This window comes from Ruegeria sp. BHSA162, from assembly GCF_059613385.1.
The window spans coordinates 1-19,104 of record NZ_JBXWSK010000065.1; the positions used below are offsets into that span (position 1 = coordinate 1).

Genomic DNA, 19,104 nt, shown 5'->3' on the forward strand with positions numbered 1-19,104 from the left:
AGGTTATCACGGGCATTCTGAAGCCAAAACTTCCCATCCATCGGACAGGGGAGCGGAGTGATCAGCCTTGGCGCCTGTCCTTTGGCGGATACATCGAGCCAGGGTGCATACCGACGAAGACCGAGTCCTTAATGAATAGGCGATCTTGGACGCTGAGTAGTGCTTCTGAAGGTCTCTGGGGACTCTACGCTCGAAGTAGTAAATGCCATCTTTGGTGTATGAAAAGGGTACCGAAATGTCCTTCGCCATGTCCTACGCCCAAAAAGTTTCCACAGTAAACTGAGGGATATCAATGGGTTGGCGATGGGAGTGGTGCCCGGGGGCGGAATCGAACCACCGACACGAGGATTTTCAATCCACTGCTCTACCCCTGAGCTACCCGGGCACGGGAACGGCGTTTGCCGTTGGGTGCAGGCCTTCTATGACTTGCCAAACGCGGTGTCCAGAGGCTTTTTCAGATTTTTTCAGTGCGGGCGATCCTTGATTTCGACAGCATCCTGAATCTCATCATCAAGGTCATCCTCGCGCTGCGACGGAACCGCATAGGAGCCGTTCAGCCACTTGGCCAGATCGATATCGGCGCAGCGTTTCGAGCAAAACGGACGAAACTGTTTGACCGTATCTTCTCCGCAGATCGGGCAGCTCAGCTCAGGACCTCCGACAATGGGATACGGCCGCGTTTTCGCTGCAATTCGAAATGCCCCAGCGGCGTCCAGCCGGCGAGGATCGTTTCTTCGCTGTCAGCCCTGAAGGCAGCGCGGAGTGCGGATTCGAATCCGCGCCGGTCTTTTTTGGGCATCGGCGCAAGGTCGAGCGTGATCTGCCCGCCCAGCCCGCGCACGCGCAGGGCGCGCGGCAGTTCCTTGGCGCAGGCGAAATTGGCCTTTGTTCCCGCAGCCAGCGAGCCATCCGAACCAGTGTTCACATCCACGGCCACCAACGCCCGGGTGGGTTCGATATACATATGCGCCCCACCCGCCAAAGGATGGGATGCGCCACGTGCGGCGTCCAGCGCCTCGAGCACGCCATGGTCCGCAAACCCGCCCGCCTGGGTCGAGACCTCGGCCGGCTCCACCCATTCGCGCCAGGCGAGAACATGCGGTCCGTCGCCCTCGGACAGCGTTTCCGGTGCGTCTCCGGTGTCGTTCACGACCTGCTCGGCCAGCGCCCGCATGGCGGCGATGTCTTCGGCAATTTCATCGGCATCCGCGCCCCAGCAACCGGAGCGCAGGATCAGACCGAAGGGGCTGCCGTCCATCTGCTCATGGGCAATCACCAGCAGCCGGTCGCGCTCCTCGTCATCGCGGATCGAGCGGGAGATGTTCAGCCCGGGCGCGTCCGGCGTGACGATGGCATAGCGGCTTTTGAACAGGATGCGGTTCGTCACTGGCAGGGCTTTGCCCGGTTCGGCATAACCCGTGACCTGCACCAACAGCATCTCACCCTGCGCCAACCCTTTGACCTGCCGAAGGAAAGCCGGACCATCCGGCGTTGTCAGGAACATCCCGCCCTGCCCCTTGATCGCCCGCTCGGCCCGGGCCCGGTAGATGGTTCCGGGGGCGGGCGCATCGGCAGAGATCAGGAAATCATCCAGTTTGCCATCCACCATCAGGGCCGCGGCTTCGCGGCCTTGAATGTGATCCAGAATGATCGTTCGACCTTTCATGATGCCTCGCGATACAGGGGGTAACCGATGCCTTGCAACAGTCCTGCGGTTTCAGACAAAGGCAGCCCGACGATACCGGTGAACGAGCCCGAGATCCACGGAATGAAGGCGCCCGCGGGCCCTTGGATGGCATAGGCACCGGCTTTGCCCTGCCAATCGCCGGTAGCGAGATAGGCGTTGATTTCCACGTCCGAAAGTCGCTTGACCTTAACCTGGCTGACCACGTCACGCTGCAACATCCGATCGCCGCGACGCACCGCGACCGAGGTGATCACACGGTGGCGACGTCCTGAAAGGGCATGCAGAAATTCGGCTGCCTGTCCCGCACCCTCGGGCTTGCCCAATATGCGTCGACCCAGCGCAACCGTCGTGTCGGCGCACAGGACGATATCGTCCGGGGCCGCCTTCACGGCATGCACCTTCTCGCGGGCAATGCGCGCGCAATACGGCAGCGGAAGCTCGCCCCTTTGGGGGTCTTCGTCAATGTCAGGGGCAGAAATGGCGTCGGGCTGCACGCCAAGCTGAGCCAGCAGGTCCAGCCGTCTGGGGCTGCCCGATCCTAGAATGAACGCCATTGCGGCAGGCGTTACTTGAAGCGGTAGTTGATCCGACCCTTGGTCAGATCATAGGGGGTCATCTCGACCTGAACCTTGTCGCCGGCCAGAACACGGATGCGGTTTTTGCGCATCTTGCCTGCCGTATGTGCGATGATCTCATGGCCGTTTTCCAGCTCGACCCGAAACGTCGCATTAGGCAGGAGTTCCTTCACGACACCGGGAAATTCGAGCGTATCTTCCTTGGCCATGTTGTCTCCATCTTTGCGTTGCCCTGCAGAATCCGCAGGTGGCGCTTAAATGAGCCTATTTCGGCCTTATTTCAAGGGTGGAATCACTTAAAGACGCGACATTGTGACCGATTCGACTCGGGGCGTCTGCTCGGTCCAGTGGGATCGGTTCAGGACATGGCCATCCGCCCGAACTTCGGCGATCGCCGACAGATCGACGTCTGCGTAGGTCCAGCCGGGCTGGTTGAGCACGCCTTCCGACAGCACGCCGGTTTGTGGAAAGCCCTTGTCCGGCGGGCCGAAAACGCCTCCGGTCCCAGTGTTTGCGTCCACGGACTGGGACCATTCATTGTTACCCACCAGCGAAGCCATCACCGTAACGCATTGATTCTCCAATGCACGCGCCATCGCGCCGATACGGACCCGCCAATAGCCCGACAGGGCCTCGGTGCAGGACGGCACAAGAATCACGTCGGCCTCTGACAGGGCACGGCCCAGCAGGGGAAACTCGCTGTCATAGCATATCAGAACGCCGATCCGACCCAGCGCCGTCTCGAAGATCTTTATCGGTCCGCCCGGTGCGATGTCCCAATCTTCGCGCTCGAACCGGGTCATGATCTGCTTGTCCTGATGATCCTGCGCGCCTGAGGGGGCGTAGAATTCGGCGCGGTTCACCGGGCGAACTGGGCCGGCCTGAACCGGGGCGGACGCACCCAGAATGTACACATTGTATGCGGCCGAGAGGCGCCGATGCAGGATTTGTACATCTTCCATCCGCTCGAATACCGCCTGGATCGAGCGTTCGAGATCCCCCGCAACCTCGGCCCCGGCCAGCGTCGAAAGCTCCATCGCGCCGTACTCGGGAAACACCAGCAGTTCAGCCCCCTGCCCAGCGGCCTGCGAAACCCAAGCGTCCAGCTTGTCTTCGTACTGCGCCCAACTGTCCAGCCAGTCGAGATTGTAGGCGGCGGTGGCGATTTTCATGATGCGGGTTCCAGTGTTGTTCTTGCGAAGAAGTAAATAGCCGTTGTTGCCCGGTGTACAGGCCAATCGGGCTGTGCGCTCCAACAGAAACTTTTGGTTCGATGCTTAGCCTTTCAAAGCAAGGGTCCGGGCCGGGAGAGCGCCGGACCCGCACCCAATCTGGACATTGCCGATCGTCCATGCGCACTGTGACCCATGTCGCTGATCGATGACCTGGAGCTCATTCTGGAGACTGTCCTGCCAAACGACCCCAGCTTTCGGCGGATCGAAAGGGCGGCGATAGACAGCTGTGTCAGCGACAGTCGGCGATACGCACTTGAGGGCTCGGTCGAAGCATTTCTGCTGTCGGCGATGCGCCTTCTGGCACTTCCCGACAACGGGCACACAAGGCTGATCCCGAATGATGCAATCTCGGTGTTGCCTCTGCGGTTCGTGAGCGTGGGGCGTTCCGTCCAAGTCCTTGGGTCGGCATCAAGGGTGATCGCCCCACAAGGCAAGCTGCTGGCAGTCAATGGCGCAGCTGTAAGCGAAATCGAGGCCGCGGCGGACAAATTTCTGGCGGGAACGCGCCAGAGGAAGCGGGTCATCGGTCCGATTATCCTGGCTTGGCCGCACGCGTTGGAACGGCTGGGATTTTCGTCCGACGACGGTATGACCGAGTATCACGTGCAGGACGAAAACGGGCAGACAACCAATCTGAAAGTAGCAAATGGAAACACCGTTCCTGCGTCGACGCTCTACCCGAGAAACGAGCACGGCAAAGCCGATCCAGCATGGGAACCCGAGAGCTTTGTGGAGATTGAGGATTGGCAGGCACTTGGGCTTTCAATTCAACTGCCGAGCTTCTTTGACCCAGGCAAAGATGCGCTGCGCAAAGCCATATCCGAGGCAGCGGATCGCGTGCGCGCTTGCTCTGACAAAACACTCTTTATTGACGTTCGCGGAAACACCGGCGGTGATTTTCTTCTGACGATGCCTTTGATCGACGCAATCGCGCAAAGCGCAAGTCAGCGGGTCGTCGTACTTGTCGATAAATTCACGTTCTCCGCCGCGATCGTGTTTGTCGCCATCCTCAAGCATCGCTTGGGTGACAGGCTCACACTCATCGGGGAAGAAATGGGAGACGGACTGACGTTCTTTGCCGAGGGTGGGTTGCTTGACTTGCCAGCGAGTGGAGCGGTCGTTCGATACTCCTCCGCATTTCACGATTGGAGGACGGGAACGTCTGACGAAACGACACCGCCCGAAATCGCGCGGCAAATCGTGCCCGTGGGAGAATTGAACCTGGATCGGGAATGTGTCGCAGGACCATTGGGCGCTGGAGCACGAGGAGCGTTCTATCGACGGATCCTCGAAGATTTTCGCGGCTAGACGAACGGCTGTCGGCGCGCGTGCCAGCGGGCACACACAACGCGTTGCGGCGGGTTCACAAATCCCTGATCCAGAACTGCAACGGTTTGAGGGTTTCCGAGTCCTCGCCCAGGTCCTTCCACGAAAATCGGGCGATCACGCCGGGCAGGGGCGCATAGCCCCGCGCGCGCCAGAACGGGTCGAGCGGCCGATAGTCGGCCGGCCGCATCGGGTGGTCGCCCGGACGCTGCACGCCGCAAAAGGCGCATTTGGCAAAGCCCAAGGCACGGGCATGGTCTTCGCGTAGATCAAAGAACGCATGTCCGACGCCCTGCCCCCGATAGTCGGGCAGCAGAACGGATTCGGCGCAGTAGAAGATCTGCGACAGGTCCAGTCCGGTGCCATCGAAAGCGGCGGCGAAATCCTCGGCATGGTCGGCCAGCGGCGCGCCGGTCGCGGCCCCGACCAGTCGGTCGCCGTCAAAGGCGCCGACCACGATCGCCCGGTCGCTGTCGCGATAGGATTGCAGGTATCTGCGCTCGTAGCCTAGATCGCCGTCATAGAGATAGGGCCAGTCGCGGAACACCGAAATGCGCAGGCGCGCCACGTCGTCCAGAGCCGCCTCGAGCGCCGGCCCCGTCAGCGCGCGGACCTGCGTGACCTCAGCCACCCGACACCTGTTTCACCCAGTCAGCCAGGTTGTAATAGGTGGTCACGCGGGTGATCTTGCCGTCCTTGAGGTCAAAGAACGACCCGGCGGGCAGGCGGTAGGACTGGCCCGAGGCCGCGGGCAGGCCGGCATCGGTTTCCAGATAGGTGCCGTTAACGATGTATTCGGCGGCGGCGCGGGTGCCGCCCTGGGCCTCGAAGATCACCATGTCGGTCAGGTTTTCGCGATAGCAGCGGTTCATATGCGCGCAGAATTCGGCGAATTTCTCTTTGCCGACGCGGATCCGGCCTTCGTTCACGTGATGGGCCACGTCATCGGACAGGCAGGCCAGCATGCCGGCCACGTCCCCGGCGTTGAAGGCGTCGAAATAGGCTTGGATGGTCTGGGTCATGCGATCTCCGTAGGTTCCCCCCAGCGATCCTTCAGGTGTTTTATGATCTGATCGCGGGTCTGACGGTAGTGGTGTAGCTTTTCCTCGCGCGTCTCGCCCAGTCCGGTAGGGTCCATTATTGGCCAATAATCGACATCGAGGTGAAAAACCCGCGTCAGCTCCAGCGCCTTGCGCTGGCTGGCAGGCGACAGGGCCACGATCAGGTCGAATGATCCCAGGTCATCCCCCCATTCCTGCATCTCGTCGAACGACCGCGACCGGTGGCGTGACAGTTCCACGTCGATCTCCTGGCAGACGGCGATGCTGAACCCGTCGATTTCCAGGTCGTTGTGTACCCCGGCCGACTGCACATATGTGCCCGTGCCGTAGAATTTCTTCATGATGCCTTCGGCCATGGGCGAGCGCACCGCGTTGTGGTCGCAGCAGAACAGGACCGAATGCGGCAGAGGCTTCACCCGTCAGCCTCCGAAATGAAGCACGCAGATCAGCGTGAACAGGCGGCGGGCGGTGTCTGTGTCGATCTCGGCCTTGCCCTCGAGCCGTTCCTGCAGAACCCGGCTGCCTTCGTTATGGATGCCGCGCCGGGCCATATCGATGGTTTCGATCTGGCTGGGCGGCAGGGTCTTGACCGCATCGAAATAGCTTTCGCAGATCTGGAAGTAGTCCTTGACCACCTGCCGGAACGGACCCAGTGACAGGTGGAACTCGGCGGCTTTCTGACTGTCTTCGGTGGTGACGTCGAACACCAGCCGCTTGTCGCGGATCGACAGTTGCACATGATAGGGGCCGTCGGGCACCAGCCGGTCGTCACGTTTGGGCAGGGCAAACGAGTTTTCCTCGAGCAGGTCATAGATCGCAACCTTGCGCTCCTGCTCGATCTCGGGCGTGGGCGGTGGCAGGTTTCGATCGTCCAGTTCGATATGCGAAATGCGGGTCATGGTCATTGACTTCCGTTCAGGTCAGGCCAGACCTAGCGCACCTATGCCCGCGGGACAACGCGGGAAACGGGCCGGACGCAAGGTCAGATGGGGTACTCGTTGGGGTCGATCCCGTGCTTGCGCAGCAAGGTGTCAACAAGCGAACCGGGATTGATATCGCGATCTTTGAAGATTCTGCGAAACCACGAGCCGTAGAAATGGATCGAGGTTTTGGCACGCCAGTTCAAGAAATCCAGCTTCGAAAGGTCAGGGTCGTTCCAAAGCGCACGATGTCGCGGCGGTATGGCGTAGATTTCAGTGCGCTCAACAGCCATCTGCCGTTCCGTCCCTTTGTAGACGAAATGATACAACATCGGCGGGCCCAGACTGAACAGTGGCAGGCTCCAATAGGTCGATCTGCCAAAGATTTTCAGATAGGCGCGCTGCTGCTCTTCAGGCCACCAGGGTGGAACCAGATCACTGTTAAAGGCAAAATCGCACATTTCGGCCAAGGCGGGGCTGTCGCTGGGAAAGGCCAGCACTCCATTCATCATGCGCCGGGTCTTCCGGTTTCCGAGCGGAAACAGGTACCCTTGTTCAGTTTGAAACGGCCGCAGGGCATAGGCATCCGCATCCACCCATATCTGATCGGTTTGTTGAAGAAGCTTCAGGCGGAACAGGTCCGCATGTACTGCGACCGACCGCGTGATCGGATCGCGGTAGATTTCGGGCGCGTCGAATACTTCGCGCGCATCGCGGGCCTCGACATAGCCCGGAATGTCCTGCAGATCGCCATAGTGATAGACGATCGGCTTCTGATCCAAATCCGCAAAGGATTTCAGGCACAGATGCTCCAGAAAGCTGAAGCGCTCCCCGATCCAGAGGGTTGCGACACGTTCCAAATTCGGCTCCGGGTTTGTCCTAAGACGTCACCGGTTAAAACGCACGGGTCAGACGACCACCGCAAGTGGTTTTGCACGCGCCGCGGCAGTCCCAAGCCGGATGTGACCCCGCCGCCATGATGCCAAGGTCAACCGTTCAGCCGCTTGAGCCGAGCACCCACGGATAGCCCGTGCGCCTCCAGGCTTTCCGACCGCGCCAGTTGCTCGGCCGCCGGGCCGATGGCGCGCAGAGCCTCGGGGGTCATGTGGCTGAGCGTGGTGCGTTTGAGGAAATCCATCACGCTGAGCCCCGACGAAAACCGGGCCGAGCGTGCGGTGGGCAGAACATGGTTCGGTCCGCCGACATAGTCGCCGATGGCCTCTGGCGTATACTGACCCAGGAAAATAGCGCCGGCGTGGATGGTCTTGCGGCTCAGCGCCACCGGATCGGCCACGCACAGTTCCAGGTGTTCCGGAGCGATGCGGTTAGACAGCGCGGCGGCCTCGTCCAGGTCGCGCACGGTGATTACCGCACCATAGTCGCGCCAGCTCGCCCCGGCGATCGCGCGTCGTTCGAGCGTCTCCAGCCGTTTTTCCACCGCCTCGGCCACCGCGCAGCCGAAAGCGGCGTTGTCAGTGATCAGGATCGACTGGGCGCTTTCGTCATGCTCGGCCTGGCTGAGCAGGTCCAGCGCGATCCAGTCGGGGTCGTTGTCCTTGTCCGCGATCACCAGAATTTCGGAGGGGCCGGCGATCATATCGATGCCCACCTTGCCGAACACCCGCCGTTTGGCCGCCGCCACGAAGGCGTTGCCGGGCCCGGTGATCTTGTCCACCGGCGCGATGGTTTCCGTGCCATAGGCCAGCGCCGCAATCGCCTGCGCGCCGCCGATACGATAGATCTCGTCGACGCCCGACAGGCGCGCGGCCAGCAGCACCAGCGGGTTGACCTGCCCGTCCGGCGTGGGCACCACGATGGCCAGCCGCTCGACCCCGGCCACCTTGGCGGGAATGGCATTCATCAGCACCGAGGACGGATAGGAAGCCAGCCCGCCGGGAACGTAAAGCCCCGCGGCAGAGACCGCCGACCAGCGCCAGCCCAGCGTGGCGCCCGCCTCGTCGGTCCATTCCTGATCCTGCGGCATCTGGCGCTCGTGATAGGCGCGGATGCGCGCGGCGGCCAGTTCCAGCGCCGCGCGGTCATCGTCGCTGACGGTCGCGATGGCCTGCGTCACCTCGTCGGCGCTGAAGGCCAGCGTGTCCGGCGTCAGCTGCAACCGGTCGAATTTCGCCGTCAACTCGATCACCGCAGCATCGCCGCGCGACCGCACGTCGGCGATGATCTGCGCCACGACGGCGTCGACATCGGGGCTGTCTTCGCGTTTGGCGGACAGAAGGGCTTGGAAACCGGTTTCGAAATCGGCGGATGTCGTGTCGAGGAAAACGGGCATTTGCGTACTCCGGGGCGTTTGAACGGGTCTTATCGCCCGCCGGGGCGGGCCTCAACCCTCAGCCCGGGGGGTGCAGCGATTTGCGCAGGGGGAATTGGGGCATACCGTTCCAGTCCGCGGGCTCCCCTGCAGCGACCCAGCCATACCGGCGATAGAAGCCCAACGCGGTCCGGGTGGACATCAAATGGGCCACGGGGGCCCCTGATGTGGCCAGTTCGGCCTCGAGCCGGGACAGCAACGCGGCACCGACCCCCTGCCCTGCGTGGCCCGGATCGACATAAAGCAGCGAAATCTCGGCCGGTGCGCGCAGCCCACCGACGGCGGCCACATGCCCGTTCCGCTCGGCCAGCCAGATCTGGGCGCCCGACGTGATCCAGTTGCGAACGGTCTGCGGGTCCTTGTTGGCAGTCCATGCCGCGATCTTGTCTGGTCGATTTCCGTGGTCGGCCTCACACAGTCGGGTGATGGAGCGGACCAGAACCTGACTCAACCCGAACACGTCGAACACGGTGGCCCGGCGCAGCGACACGCCGGCCTGCCCCGGAGACAGCGCCTGCGAAATGCCACGCTTGTTCTGCATGTCAGTCCGGGTGCCGAGGCGCCTTGCCCGAAGGCGCACGATAGGGGCGGGTCACATCCTTGAGCGTTGCCTCAACCGCTTCCACCGTCAAACGGATCGCGCCATCCCCGGCCAGCACAAGCAGCACCTCGCCCGTGCCATCATCCGAAGGGTGGAACTCGATATCAAGAACCGAGAGGATCAGGTCCTTGTCGGATCGATTAACCCCTTGGCTGGACACCGACAGGACCGAGTCGAATACCAGCAGCGACTGCACCCGCTCGAATTCCCGACCACGGCGCTCGGCTGCTTCCTTGTCCTCCCACCGGAACCGGTTGAGCAGCAAGGCAAAGCGTCGGCGGGTTGGTTGCCAGGTCATTTCGCTGACCGGAAAAACCGCATCCTGCGTCAGCGTTGCGATCACCTTGAGGTCCTCGGCATCCAGTGCGCCAAGGTTCAGCGGCGCCTCGCGCCCGTCTTCGAATGTTGCGTCTGCCATCAGCCCTTGATCCGTTCTATTTTCGCGCCCACGCCTTCCAGCTTGCGGACCACATGCTCATATCCGCGGTCCAGATGATAGACCCGGCTGACGGTTGTTTCGCCCTCGGCCGCCAACCCGGCCAGGATCAGCGAGACCGAGGCCCGCAGATCGGTGGCCATGACTGGCGCACCCTTAAGACGCTCGACCCCGGTCACCGTCGCGGTGCCGCCATGCACCTCGATCTGCGCGCCCATGCGCACCAGTTCAGGGGCGTGCATGAAGCGGTTCTCGAAAATCCGCTCCTCCAGCACCGAGGTTCCCTCGGCCGTGCACATCAGCGCCATCATTTGCGCCTGCAGATCGGTAGGAAAGCCCGGGAACGGCTCGGTCACCACGTCCACGGCGCGCACCCGGCCATTCTTGCGAGAGACCTTCAGACCCTGTTTCGTCTCGGCGACATCCACCCCGGCGGCCGTCAGCTTCTCGACGAAGGATTCGACCAGTGACAGGCGGCCGCCCAGCAGTTCGACCTCACCGCCGCAAACGGCGGGGGCCAGCATGTAGGTACCCAGCTCGATCCGATCGGTGACCACCTGGTGCGTGGCCCCGTGCAGGCGGTCGACACCCTGGATCTCAATGGTCGAGGTGCCCTCGCCGTCAATCTGCGCGCCCATGCTGCGCAGGCATTGAACCAGATCCACGATCTCGGGCTCGCGTGCGGCGTTTTTCAGAACCGTGGTGCCCTTGGCCAGCGTCGCGGCCATGACGATGTTCTCGGTGGCACCCACAGAGGCAAAGCGCATTTCATGCACCGCGCCCTTCAATCCACCTGGCGCCTTGGCGTGCAGGTAGCCGTCCTTCAACTCGATTTCGGCACCCAGTGCTTCCAGCCCCTCGACATGCAGGTCCATCGGCCGCGCCCCGATGGCACAGCCGCCCGGCAGCGACACCACGGCCTGCCCGAAACGCGCCAATAGCGGCCCCAGAACAAGGTTCGAGGCCCGCATTTTGCGCACGATCTCGTAATCGGCCGTGTGACTGGTCAGATCATGGCTGGACATCGCCAGAACCTGCCCGTCCTGCAGGGCCGACACCTCGGCCCCCAGCGACTGCAGCAGCGCGGTCATGGTCTTGATGTCACTCAGACGCGGCGCGTTGGTCAGCGTCAGCGGATCTTCGCTGAGCAACGTGGCCGGCATCAGCGTCAGACAGGCATTCTTGGCCCCCGCGATCGGAATTTGGCCGTGAAGCGGCCCGTTGCCCGTTACCAGAATCGAATCCATCTGCTCTTAGTCCTTGTGCTGTCCCGGCCGGTCATCCTGTGCGCTGCGCGCCTTGGCCTGCGCCTTGCGCCGCGCCAGGTTTGCCTTGAGGGCAGCCTTGAGCCGATCTTCGCGCGCGGATCCGGATTGTCCGTGTTTTTTGGGTGATTTTTTCTCTGCCATGATCTTTCTCTACAGGAGGCGAAAAAAACCGTCCAGAGACCCTTGCGCCCCGTTTCGTTTGAGTCTAATCACCCGCCCACAGCGCTGCTGTAGCTCAGAGGTAGAGCACTCCCTTGGTAAGGGAGAGGTCGAGAGTTCAATTCTCTCCAGCAGCACCATCTTCCAGTTTTTACCCGGATTCCGCTGCACGACGCCTCGATATCTTTGCAGGCGCAACTTCCCCAACGTCAACCACGCATGGCCGGAAATCACACACATCTGACACCTTCCCGCAATACTAATGCCAATATTGCAATACATAGCGGATCAATCCTGCCGATCCGTTTGATGGTGTTTTTTTAACGAGGGGGTACTTCGGTAGGACCAGGGGTGAGGCCGAAGCGCCGAATTCAAGACCGGGGCTTCCGGTCCTCCCCCGCCGATTTCACGGGGCTACCCGCCCCGCAACCTCTGCATCAGATAGACTTCGGCACCTTCGGGAATGGGTTCGGACAGACCCGCTGCAATGATCCGGCCATTGACGGCAACGGACACGCCCGCGTCGATCGGCGCCTGCAGTTGCGGATGAAGGCGCACCAGTTCGCGCAGCAGCTCGCCGGTTGTCGCAGCCTGAACCTGCACCACTTCCTGGCCCCCGGTCAGAAACCGGAGGCCGGACCAGAGATGGACCTCAACCATTGCCCTTGAGGGCGGCCAGAATGCGCGGCGGCGACATCGGCAGTTGTCGCATCCGCACGCCCGCCGCGTTCGAGACCGCGTTCGCGATGGCTGCCAATGGCGGCACGATGCCGGTTTCACCCACGCCACGCACGCCGAACGGGTGGCCCGGGTTGGGCACCTCGACGATCACCGTGTCGATCATCGGCAGGTCGCTGGCCACAGGTATACGGTAGTCGAGGAACACCGGATTCTGCAGCCGGCCATCCTCGCCGTAGATGTATTCCTCGTTCAGCGCCCAGCCGATGCCCTGCGCCGCGCCGCCCTGGAACTGGCCCTCGACATAAGCCGGGTGGATCGCCTTGCCTGCGTCCTGGATGACCGTGTAGCGGGTGATCGAGGTCTTGCCGGTTTCGGGATCGACCTCGGCATCGACGATATGGGTGCCGAAGGACACGCCGGCGCCTTCGGGGGTCGCCTCGAAATGGCCCGAGATCGGCCCACCTGTGCGCCCCATGTCGGCGGTGATCTCGGCCAGCGGCAGCGGGTCGAAATCGCCCGCGTTGGGGCCGGACGGCACCGCGCAGCCGTTTTCCCATTTCACCGCGTCCACGGGGATGCCCCATTTGGCCGCCGCGCGTTCGCACAGTTTCTCGACCGCGTGCTGCGCCGCCTTGATCGTGGCCAGACCGCTGGCATAGGTCACGCGCGAGCCGTGGCTGACGTCGTTGTAACCCAGCGTGGCGGTGTCGGCGATGGTCACGCGGATGTTCTCGTATGGGATGCCCAGCACCTCGGCCGCCATCAGCGCCATCGACGCGCGCGAGCCGCCGATATCGGGCGTGCCGACCATCAGCTGCGCCGAGCCGTCCTCGGACAGGGCCAGCGACACTGAGGTCTCGCCCCCGTGGTTGAACCAGAACCCGCAGGCGACGCCCCGCCCCTGCCCCGGCTTCAGCGGCGCGGAATAATGCGGGTGGCCCTTGGCGGCCTCGAGCGTCTCGACCAGGCCGATCCGGTCATAGGTGGGGCCATAGCTGGCCTTGGTGCCCTCGCGCGCGGCGTTCTTCAGGCGAACCTCGATCGGGTCGAGGACCAGTTTCTTGCACAGCTCGTCAATGACCGATTCTACCGCAAACGCCCCCATCGGCGCGCCGGGCGCGCGATAGGCGGCCTGTTTCGGGCGGTTGGACATGACGTCATACCCCACCTGCCGCACGTTGGTCAGGTTGTAGGGCGCAAAGGCGCACATCGCGGTCATGTCGCCCGGCGCGCCCGGAAAGGCACCGCCTTGCAGGCGGAACACGCCCTGGGCGGCGGTGATGGTGCCGTCTTTCTTCATGCCGATCTTGACGTCCATCGAGGCCGAGGCCGTCGGCCCAGTGGCCCGCAGAACCTCGGACCGGGACATCACGATCTTGACCGGACGGTTGGCCTTGCGCGACAGCGCCAGCGCCACCGGTTCGATGAACACGGTGGTCTTGCCGCCGAACCCGCCGCCGATTTCCGATGCGGTCACGCGCAGCTGCGCGGTTTCGATCCCCAGCAATGCCGCGCAGGTTTTCTGCACGATCCAGTGGCCCTGGGTGCAGCACCATAGCTCGCCCTTGCCGTCAGCGCCCAGCGAGGCAAGGCAGGCGTGCGGTTCGATATAGCCCTGGTGGGTGGCCTCGGTGACGAAGTGATCCTCGATCACCAGATCGGCCTCGGCAAAACCCGCCTCGACATCGCCATGCCCGCTTTCGTGATAGCGCACGACGTTGGGGTGCATCCCCTCGGGCACCGAATAGTCGGCCGCGCCCTCGCGGATCACCGGAGCGTCGGGCGCCATCGCCTTGTCCACGTCGGTGACATGAGGCAGCACCTCGTATTCGACCTCGATCAGCTTGAGCGCATCCCGCGCCGCCAGCGCCGAGCTGGCCGCAACCGCCGCCACCGCGTGCCCGTCATAGAGCGCCTTTTCCCCGGCCATGACGTTTTCCAGAACGTTCCAGAACTCGCCCTCGAGCCCGGGCTTGAACGGGACATCGGCGAAATCGGCGCGGGTGACCACGGCTTTCACGTCCCGATGCGCCTCGGCCTTCGAGGTGTCGATCCGGACGATCCGCGCATGGGCGTAGGGCGAGCGCAGGATGGCGCCGAACAGCATGCCCGGCGCGGTCACGTCAGCCCCGAACCGGGCGCGGCCGGTGACCTTGTCCAACCCGTCGGGACGGTTCGGGCGGGTGCCCACGAAGGTGAAACGCGACTTGCGATCGTCGAGTGCCATTACGAAGCCTCCCGCAGCTCGGCGGCCGTCTCCAGAACGGCGCGGATGATCTTGTCATAACCCGTGCAGCGGCACAGGTTGCCGGCCAGCCAATAGCGGGCCTCTTCCTCGGTCGGGTCGGGGTTCTTTTCCAGCAGCGCCTTGGCGGCGACCAGAACGCCCGGTGTGCAGACCCCGCATTGCAGCGCGGCATGGTCGATGAACTTGCGCTGCAAGGGGTGCAGGGTTTCGTCCCGGGCCATGCCTTCGATGGTTTCGATCTGCTTGCCCTCGGCCTCAACCCCCAGCACCAGGCAGGAACAGACGAGCCGCCCGTCCAGCGTGACCGAGCAGGCGCCGCAATCGCCGGTGCCGCAGCCTTCCTTGGCGCCGGTCAGGTTCAGCTTGTCGCGCAGACAGTCCAGTAGGGTTTCGCGCGCGTCGCACAGGTATTCGACCGTGTCGCCGTTGACGGTGGTGGTGACGTGATGCTTGGTCATGCGGTCTCTCCCTTGGCGCGGGCATAGGCGATTTTCGCGGCGCGTTTTGCCAGAACGCCGGCCACTTCGGTTCGAAATTCGATCGTGCCGCGCTTATCGTCGATGGGTTTGCAGGCCGCCGAGGCGGCGGCGGCCAGCGCCGCCAGCGCGGCATCGTCCAGCGTGGTGCCGATAAGCGCCCGGGTGCAGTCTTCGACCAGCAGGACGGTGGGCGCCACGGCCCCCAGCGCAACGCGGGCCTCGGTGATCGTGTCACCATCGACGCGCAGGTTCACGCCCACGCCGACCACGGCGATGTCCATCTCGGTGCGCGGAATGAAGCGCAGATAGGCGTCGCCGCCACTCGCGCCCCGCGCCGGGATGTGCAGAGCCGAGATCAGTTCGCCCTGCGCCAGCGAGGTCTTGCCGGGGCCGGTCGGGATGTCCTCGACCGCCACGACCCGATCGCCCGCAGGGCCGGTCACCGTCGCCGTAACCCCTGCGGCCACCATGGCCGGAACCGAGTCGGCTGCGGGCGAGCCGTTGCACAAGTTGCCCGTCAGCGTGGCACGGCCCTGAACCTGGGTCGAACCGATCAGGTCCATCGCCTCGACCACACCGGGCCACTCGCGGCCCAGTTGGGGATGTTCGCTCATCTCGGCGCCGGTGACGGCCACGCCCAGCGTCCAGCTGCCGTCGGCGTGGCGGGTGATGTCGCGCACCCCGTCGATGGCCTTGATGTCGATCAGGGTGTCGGGGGTCACGATCTCGGACCGCAGTTGCACCAGAACGTCGGTGCCGCCGGCCAGAAACCGCGTGATGCCCGTAGCATGGGCAGCCAGATCCGAAGCTTCGGCAAAGCTGGCGGGGCGGTGATATTGCATGATTGTACCTCGCGCCTGTTGGTCAGGGTTCACTGGGTTTGGGGCGACGTTAGAGCAGCCGCGCGGCGGCGTCCATGGCCCGCGCGACCTATTTTTTCGCCTGAAAATGTCGCTTTCCGACCGGGGTCAGAGGTCGATCTCGACCACCCCGCCCGGCTCGGCCGCGCGGCTCTGGCACAGAATCAGTGCCGATTCCCGCTGATTGCGCGACAGGACGAAATCGCGATGCTCGACCTCGCCCGCAATCAGCCCGCATTTGCAGACGCCGCAGATGCCGTCGGCGCATTTCACGTCGACATGGATGCCGGCCTCGTTCAGCACCTGCGCCGCGTCTTTGTCGACGGGCACCTCGAGGTCACGCCCTGACCGTGCCAGCCGCAAGGTGAACGGGTGGTTTTCAAAATCGGGCTGCTCGGGCACCGAGAAATACTCCAGATGCCGGGCCTCCTCGGGCCAGCCCTGACATTCGGCAGCCTGCATCACCGCCTCCATGTAGCGGTCCGGGCCGCAGGTATAGACATGCCAGCCGTCGCGATAGCCCGCCAGGATCGTGTCTAGGTCGGCGCGGGTGCCCTCGTCCGAGACATGCAGATGCACGCGATCCGCCCAGGGCGCGGCGGCCAGATCGGCCAGATACCCGGCCTTTTCCCGTGAGGGGACGGAATAATGCAGATCGAAATCGCGGCCCAGCGCGTTCAGGCGATGCGCGAAGGCGATCATCGGGGTGATGCCGATGCCGCCGCCCATCAGCAGAGTGCGGGAGGCGGTCTCGTCCAGTTGGAAATGATTGATCGGCTTTGACACGAACACCTTGCGGCCCGGCGTGAAGATCCGGTGCAGCAGGGCCGATCCGCCGCGGCCCTGATCCTCGCGCAGGACCCCGATCTGATAGGTCATGCGGTCGGCCGGGTCCCCGGACATCGAGTATTGCCGCAGAAATTCCGGCGCCACCAACACGTCCAGATGCGCGCCGGCCGTCCAATCCGGCAAGGGCGCACCGTCCGGGGCCGAGAATTCGTATTTGCTGACATCCGGCGTCATCTTCTCGACCTTGGTCACCTCGACCCGCATGACCGGGGCGTCGCCGGAGATCGTGTAGCGATGAACCACCGACAGGTCTCCGGCGGCCAGACGCGCCTTGTACTCCTCGGCGGTGACCATCGCCTGATAGGCGGCAATCCCGGCTTCGCGGTCCATCGCAAAGGGATAGGGCCAGGGATGCGGCGCAATGGGGGCGGGATAGACGGCCAGCGTCTGATCCTCGTATTTCAGGTCAAGATCCTTTTGCAGATCGCGCCGGTTCAGCGGGTGCGCTGTGGGCCGATAGGCGCCGTCGGGCTGCAGTTCCAGATCCCACCACCATTTCTTGGTGTCGTTCAGCCCGCCATTGCCCAGCGCATCGTCCAGTTTCGCCAGCGCGGGCGCAGCGGCGGGAATGGTCATCGCAGCCCAGCGGAAGGGGCGTTCGGCGAACAGCCCTTCCAGGTTCCAGGGGCAGGTCTTCATGCAGCGCCCGCACATCGCCCCGCCGGGCGTGGTGATCCGGTAGGTGGCGCATTTCTGGCTGTCGGATTTCCAGATCTCGTAGCCGTTGAACATCAGCTTGGGCCCGGCGGTGATCGCCCCCGAGGGGCATTCGCGAGCACATTTGTTGCAGCTTTCGCAGAACCGCTGCAGGCCAAAGTCGATGGGCTTGTCGTGGGTCATGGGCATGTCGGTGGTCACCACACCCGATTTCAGGCGCGGGCCCAGGAACGGGTTCAGAATGACCTCGCCGATGCGGCTGACCTCGCCCAGCCCCGACAGCAACAGCAGCGGCGGCTGCAGCACTTCGCCATCCATCACCGTATGCGCCTTGGCCTTGTAGCCCAGATTGCGGATCTGACGGGCCAATACCCCACCCAGCAGCGAGAACCGCAGATAGGCGCGCATCGACTGGGCGACGCTGATCCAGTCATCGCCGGATGCGCCCTCCATCGTCTCATAACCCTGGTCGATGATCATGCTAACGGCCTGATCGTGGGGCGGCACGATTTCCTCGCCGGTAGCGTCGTGGGAATACCACGCCCATTCGGGGCAGCGGCAGAGGCCCACGGCATCGACGCTCAGGAAATAGCTGGCCGCCTTGATGTTCGCCGCGTTGCGCTCGGCATCGGTGGGGCTGGCGACCTCGGCGCTGTCGCCGTCCTGCAGCAGGACGAAGGCCCCCAGCGCGCGCCGTTGGGCAAAGCTGGGCGCGGATTTTCGGACGTAGTGCCCACCCTTCGCCGCGTCCTGCAGCGGTTTGCCCATGTCGCCGAACTGCGCCCGCGCAAACATGTCGGCGCGTTTGGGCACGCGGGCCACGTTCGCTTCGTCGATATAGGTGGTCGGGCTGTCCACGCGTTTGAGCGTCTCGAACGGGTGCGCGCCATCGACATAGCGGCGGCGGGCGAAAGGGTCGCGGTTCAGCGCGCTTTTGGCAAAACCCGCGCCCAGCCACCACGCGGGGCCTTGGGTGCGGAACCACGGCTGCCGGTCGCGCGGGGCCAGCGGTCGATCATGGGCGATTTCCATCTCGGTGGTCACGGCGGCCAGCCCGAACCGGCGCCCCAGCCAAGGGGCCACGGCGGTGCCATCCTCGGCCCAGACCAGCCCGGCTGCGGCGGCAAGGCGCGGCAGGTCCACGTCCGAGGACATCACCGAATGCGCCCGCGCGTCATACCCCAAAAGCCGGATGTAATTGGCGATCACCACCGCGTTTTCGGTGGCCAGCAGGCAGGCGCGGTGGTCCTGCGCATCCAGGATCCACTCGGCGCCGGGCTCGGCCGGATCGGGGTCGCGATGATGTTCGTACAGGAACACGATGGCATGGCGATGGGCGGTGATCGGCCCCGGCTGGGCCGCGACGCTGTCGCGCAGGTCGGCCATGATCACGTCGATCCCCGAGGCCAGGGTCTTCGTCTGCCGGGTCTGCAGCGCATGGGCCAACCGGTCGATATCAGGGTTGCGCCGGGGCTGGTCCAGCAGCGCCTGCGGCGGCAGAGGCCCGCAGCCCATCATCGATGCATCGTTGAAATAGCCGAATGCCTTCAGGTGGTTGGCGCGTTCAGCCGGATCGTGAGGCATCTCGGCCCGGGCCGGATTGACGAAACCATCGCGGATGGTGTCCAGCATCGCCTGAAACTCGCCCATTGCGTTGACGATGCTGTGGGGCTTTTCGGGGCGGTCGAAACTCAGCACCGGCATGGGCGCCAGCGCCGACAGATCGGGCAGCG

22 protein-coding genes and 2 tRNA genes are annotated in these 19,104 nt (G+C 63.7%); 2 read left to right on the forward strand and 22 right to left on the reverse strand.

Annotation, left to right across the window (positions count from 1 at the left end; all coding sequences use genetic code 11):
- Positions 1–6 precede the first annotated feature (6 nt).
- The 7 genes from AC2FM5_RS15130 to AC2FM5_RS15160 form a co-directional block, all read right to left on the reverse strand.
- The gene (locus AC2FM5_RS15130) at positions 7–249 is read right to left on the reverse strand and encodes a DUF6538 domain-containing protein (RefSeq protein WP_496736581.1); all 243 of its coding nucleotides are present in this window, start codon (positions 247–249) and stop codon (positions 7–9) included.
- 61 nt (positions 250–310) lie between these two features.
- A tRNA-Phe gene (locus tag AC2FM5_RS15135) sits at positions 311–385 on the reverse strand.
- A gap of 79 nt (positions 386–464) precedes the next feature.
- Positions 465–647 carry a DNA gyrase inhibitor YacG gene (locus tag AC2FM5_RS15140; protein ID WP_170337460.1) on the reverse strand — a complete coding sequence of 61 codons (183 nt, stop codon included), beginning with the start codon at positions 645–647 and terminating at the stop codon, positions 465–467.
- A complete protein-coding gene (locus AC2FM5_RS15145) occupies positions 644–1,666 on the reverse strand; it encodes a ribonuclease E/G (RefSeq protein WP_496736583.1) in 1,023 nt (340 codons plus the stop codon). The genes AC2FM5_RS15140 and AC2FM5_RS15145 overlap by 4 nt, the downstream gene beginning before the upstream one ends.
- Positions 1,663–2,241 (reverse strand): Maf family protein, encoded by a 579-nt coding sequence (locus AC2FM5_RS15150; protein ID WP_170337458.1) that lies wholly within the window; start codon positions 2,239–2,241, stop codon positions 1,663–1,665. The genes AC2FM5_RS15145 and AC2FM5_RS15150 overlap by 4 nt, the downstream gene beginning before the upstream one ends.
- A gap of 11 nt (positions 2,242–2,252) precedes the next feature.
- Positions 2,253–2,471, reverse strand: a complete 219-nt coding sequence (gene infA / locus AC2FM5_RS15155; RefSeq protein ID WP_005978431.1) for a translation initiation factor IF-1 — start codon at positions 2,469–2,471, stop codon at positions 2,253–2,255.
- An 87-nt stretch (positions 2,472–2,558) separates the two neighbouring features.
- Positions 2,559–3,434, reverse strand: a complete 876-nt coding sequence (locus AC2FM5_RS15160; RefSeq protein WP_496736585.1) for a carbon-nitrogen hydrolase family protein — start codon at positions 3,432–3,434, stop codon at positions 2,559–2,561.
- Positions 3,435–3,629: 195 nt separating this feature from the next.
- Between AC2FM5_RS15160 and AC2FM5_RS15165 the strand changes: the two genes are divergently transcribed.
- Complete coding sequence (locus tag AC2FM5_RS15165; RefSeq protein WP_496736587.1) at positions 3,630–4,805, forward strand: S41 family peptidase; 1,176 nt, start codon at positions 3,630–3,632, stop codon at positions 4,803–4,805.
- A 55-nt stretch (positions 4,806–4,860) separates the two neighbouring features.
- Here AC2FM5_RS15165 and AC2FM5_RS15170 read toward each other — a convergent pair whose 3' ends face one another.
- The 10 genes from AC2FM5_RS15170 to AC2FM5_RS15215 form a co-directional block, all read right to left on the reverse strand.
- Positions 4,861–5,454 carry a GNAT family N-acetyltransferase gene (locus AC2FM5_RS15170; protein WP_170522545.1) on the reverse strand — a complete coding sequence of 198 codons (594 nt, stop codon included), beginning with the start codon at positions 5,452–5,454 and terminating at the stop codon, positions 4,861–4,863.
- A complete protein-coding gene (locus AC2FM5_RS15175; protein ID WP_170522542.1) occupies positions 5,447–5,845 on the reverse strand; it encodes a ketosteroid isomerase-related protein in 399 nt (132 codons plus the stop codon). The genes AC2FM5_RS15170 and AC2FM5_RS15175 overlap by 8 nt, the downstream gene beginning before the upstream one ends.
- The gene (locus tag AC2FM5_RS15180) at positions 5,842–6,300 is read right to left on the reverse strand and encodes an arsenate-mycothiol transferase ArsC (protein WP_170358064.1); all 459 of its coding nucleotides are present in this window, start codon (positions 6,298–6,300) and stop codon (positions 5,842–5,844) included. Before AC2FM5_RS15180 ends, AC2FM5_RS15175 begins: the two co-directional genes overlap by 4 nt.
- Positions 6,301–6,303: 3 nt before the next feature.
- The gene (locus AC2FM5_RS15185) at positions 6,304–6,783 is read right to left on the reverse strand and encodes a UPF0262 family protein (RefSeq protein WP_093962859.1); all 480 of its coding nucleotides are present in this window, start codon (positions 6,781–6,783) and stop codon (positions 6,304–6,306) included.
- Positions 6,784–6,866: 83 nt separating this feature from the next.
- Complete coding sequence (locus AC2FM5_RS15190) at positions 6,867–7,664, reverse strand: glycosyltransferase family 32 protein (protein WP_170337708.1); 798 nt, start codon at positions 7,662–7,664, stop codon at positions 6,867–6,869.
- A gap of 128 nt (positions 7,665–7,792) precedes the next feature.
- On the reverse strand, positions 7,793–9,094 hold the full coding sequence (gene hisD / locus AC2FM5_RS15195) for a histidinol dehydrogenase (RefSeq protein ID WP_496736591.1): 1,302 nt from the start codon (positions 9,092–9,094) through the stop codon (positions 7,793–7,795).
- Between the two features lie 58 nt (positions 9,095–9,152).
- Positions 9,153–9,674 (reverse strand): GNAT family N-acetyltransferase, encoded by a 522-nt coding sequence (locus AC2FM5_RS15200; protein WP_496736593.1) that lies wholly within the window; start codon positions 9,672–9,674, stop codon positions 9,153–9,155.
- Position 9,675: 1 nt separating this feature from the next.
- Complete coding sequence (locus tag AC2FM5_RS15205; RefSeq protein ID WP_496736595.1) at positions 9,676–10,152, reverse strand: DUF2948 family protein; 477 nt, start codon at positions 10,150–10,152, stop codon at positions 9,676–9,678.
- Complete coding sequence (gene murA / locus AC2FM5_RS15210) at positions 10,152–11,417, reverse strand: UDP-N-acetylglucosamine 1-carboxyvinyltransferase (RefSeq protein WP_170358054.1); 1,266 nt, start codon at positions 11,415–11,417, stop codon at positions 10,152–10,154. The genes AC2FM5_RS15205 and murA overlap by 1 nt, the downstream gene beginning before the upstream one ends.
- Before the next feature lie 6 nt (positions 11,418–11,423).
- Positions 11,424–11,579, reverse strand: coding sequence for a hypothetical protein (locus tag AC2FM5_RS15215; RefSeq protein ID WP_170337448.1), 156 nt, complete (start codon positions 11,577–11,579; stop codon positions 11,424–11,426).
- A gap of 83 nt (positions 11,580–11,662) precedes the next feature.
- On the opposite strand from AC2FM5_RS15215, the gene AC2FM5_RS15220 reads away from it, so the two are divergent.
- Positions 11,663–11,737: transfer RNA gene (locus AC2FM5_RS15220), tRNA-Thr, on the forward strand.
- A gap of 274 nt (positions 11,738–12,011) precedes the next feature.
- Here AC2FM5_RS15220 and AC2FM5_RS15225 read toward each other — a convergent pair.
- The 5 genes from AC2FM5_RS15225 to AC2FM5_RS15245 all read right to left on the reverse strand — a co-directional run bounded on the left by AC2FM5_RS15225 (position 12,012) and on the right by AC2FM5_RS15245 (position 19,102).
- Positions 12,012–12,257: a MoaD/ThiS family protein gene (locus tag AC2FM5_RS15225; protein ID WP_496736598.1), complete on the reverse strand. Its 246-nt coding sequence runs from the start codon at positions 12,255–12,257 to the stop codon at positions 12,012–12,014.
- Complete coding sequence (locus tag AC2FM5_RS15230) at positions 12,250–14,505, reverse strand: xanthine dehydrogenase family protein molybdopterin-binding subunit (protein WP_496736600.1); 2,256 nt, start codon at positions 14,503–14,505, stop codon at positions 12,250–12,252. The genes AC2FM5_RS15225 and AC2FM5_RS15230 overlap by 8 nt, the downstream gene beginning before the upstream one ends.
- Complete coding sequence (locus AC2FM5_RS15235; protein WP_170366720.1) at positions 14,505–14,984, reverse strand: (2Fe-2S)-binding protein; 480 nt, start codon at positions 14,982–14,984, stop codon at positions 14,505–14,507. Before AC2FM5_RS15235 ends, AC2FM5_RS15230 begins: the two co-directional genes overlap by 1 nt.
- Positions 14,981–15,847, reverse strand: a complete 867-nt coding sequence (locus tag AC2FM5_RS15240; protein WP_170453053.1) for an FAD binding domain-containing protein — start codon at positions 15,845–15,847, stop codon at positions 14,981–14,983. Before AC2FM5_RS15240 ends, AC2FM5_RS15235 begins: the two co-directional genes overlap by 4 nt.
- A gap of 126 nt (positions 15,848–15,973) precedes the next feature.
- Positions 15,974–19,102 carry a reductive dehalogenase gene (locus AC2FM5_RS15245; RefSeq protein WP_496736603.1) on the reverse strand — a complete coding sequence of 1,043 codons (3,129 nt, stop codon included), beginning with the start codon at positions 19,100–19,102 and terminating at the stop codon, positions 15,974–15,976.
- Between the last annotated feature and the right edge of the window lie 2 nt (positions 19,103–19,104).

Coding starts and splice junctions, on each gene's coding strand:
- AC2FM5_RS15150 (WP_170337458.1), bottom strand. CDS start 2,241: ATGGCGTTCATTCTAGGATCGGGCAGCCCCAGACGGCTGGACCTGCTG.
- AC2FM5_RS15130 (WP_496736581.1), bottom strand. CDS start 249: ATGGCGAAGGACATTTCGGTACCCTTTTCATACACCAAAGATGGCATT.
- AC2FM5_RS15230 (WP_496736600.1), bottom strand. CDS start 14,505: ATGGCACTCGACGATCGCAAGTCGCGTTTCACCTTCGTGGGCACCCGC.
- AC2FM5_RS15235 (WP_170366720.1), bottom strand. CDS start 14,984: ATGACCAAGCATCACGTCACCACCACCGTCAACGGCGACACGGTCGAA.
- AC2FM5_RS15215 (WP_170337448.1), bottom strand. CDS start 11,579: ATGGCAGAGAAAAAATCACCCAAAAAACACGGACAATCCGGATCCGCG.
- AC2FM5_RS15160 (WP_496736585.1), bottom strand. CDS start 3,434: ATGAAAATCGCCACCGCCGCCTACAATCTCGACTGGCTGGACAGTTGG.
- AC2FM5_RS15145 (WP_496736583.1), bottom strand. CDS start 1,666: ATGAAAGGTCGAACGATCATTCTGGATCACATTCAAGGCCGCGAAGCC.
- AC2FM5_RS15200 (WP_496736593.1), bottom strand. CDS start 9,674: ATGCAGAACAAGCGTGGCATTTCGCAGGCGCTGTCTCCGGGGCAGGCC.
- AC2FM5_RS15205 (WP_496736595.1), bottom strand. CDS start 10,152: ATGGCAGACGCAACATTCGAAGACGGGCGCGAGGCGCCGCTGAACCTT.
- infA (WP_005978431.1), bottom strand. CDS start 2,471: ATGGCCAAGGAAGATACGCTCGAATTTCCCGGTGTCGTGAAGGAACTC.
- AC2FM5_RS15240 (WP_170453053.1), bottom strand. CDS start 15,847: ATGCAATATCACCGCCCCGCCAGCTTTGCCGAAGCTTCGGATCTGGCT.
- hisD (WP_496736591.1), bottom strand. CDS start 9,094: ATGCCCGTTTTCCTCGACACGACATCCGCCGATTTCGAAACCGGTTTC.
- murA (WP_170358054.1), bottom strand. CDS start 11,417: ATGGATTCGATTCTGGTAACGGGCAACGGGCCGCTTCACGGCCAAATT.
- AC2FM5_RS15185 (WP_093962859.1), bottom strand. CDS start 6,783: ATGACCCGCATTTCGCATATCGAACTGGACGATCGAAACCTGCCACCG.
- AC2FM5_RS15225 (WP_496736598.1), bottom strand. CDS start 12,257: ATGGTTGAGGTCCATCTCTGGTCCGGCCTCCGGTTTCTGACCGGGGGC.
- AC2FM5_RS15165 (WP_496736587.1), top strand. CDS start 3,630: ATGTCGCTGATCGATGACCTGGAGCTCATTCTGGAGACTGTCCTGCCA.
- AC2FM5_RS15175 (WP_170522542.1), bottom strand. CDS start 5,845: ATGACCCAGACCATCCAAGCCTATTTCGACGCCTTCAACGCCGGGGAC.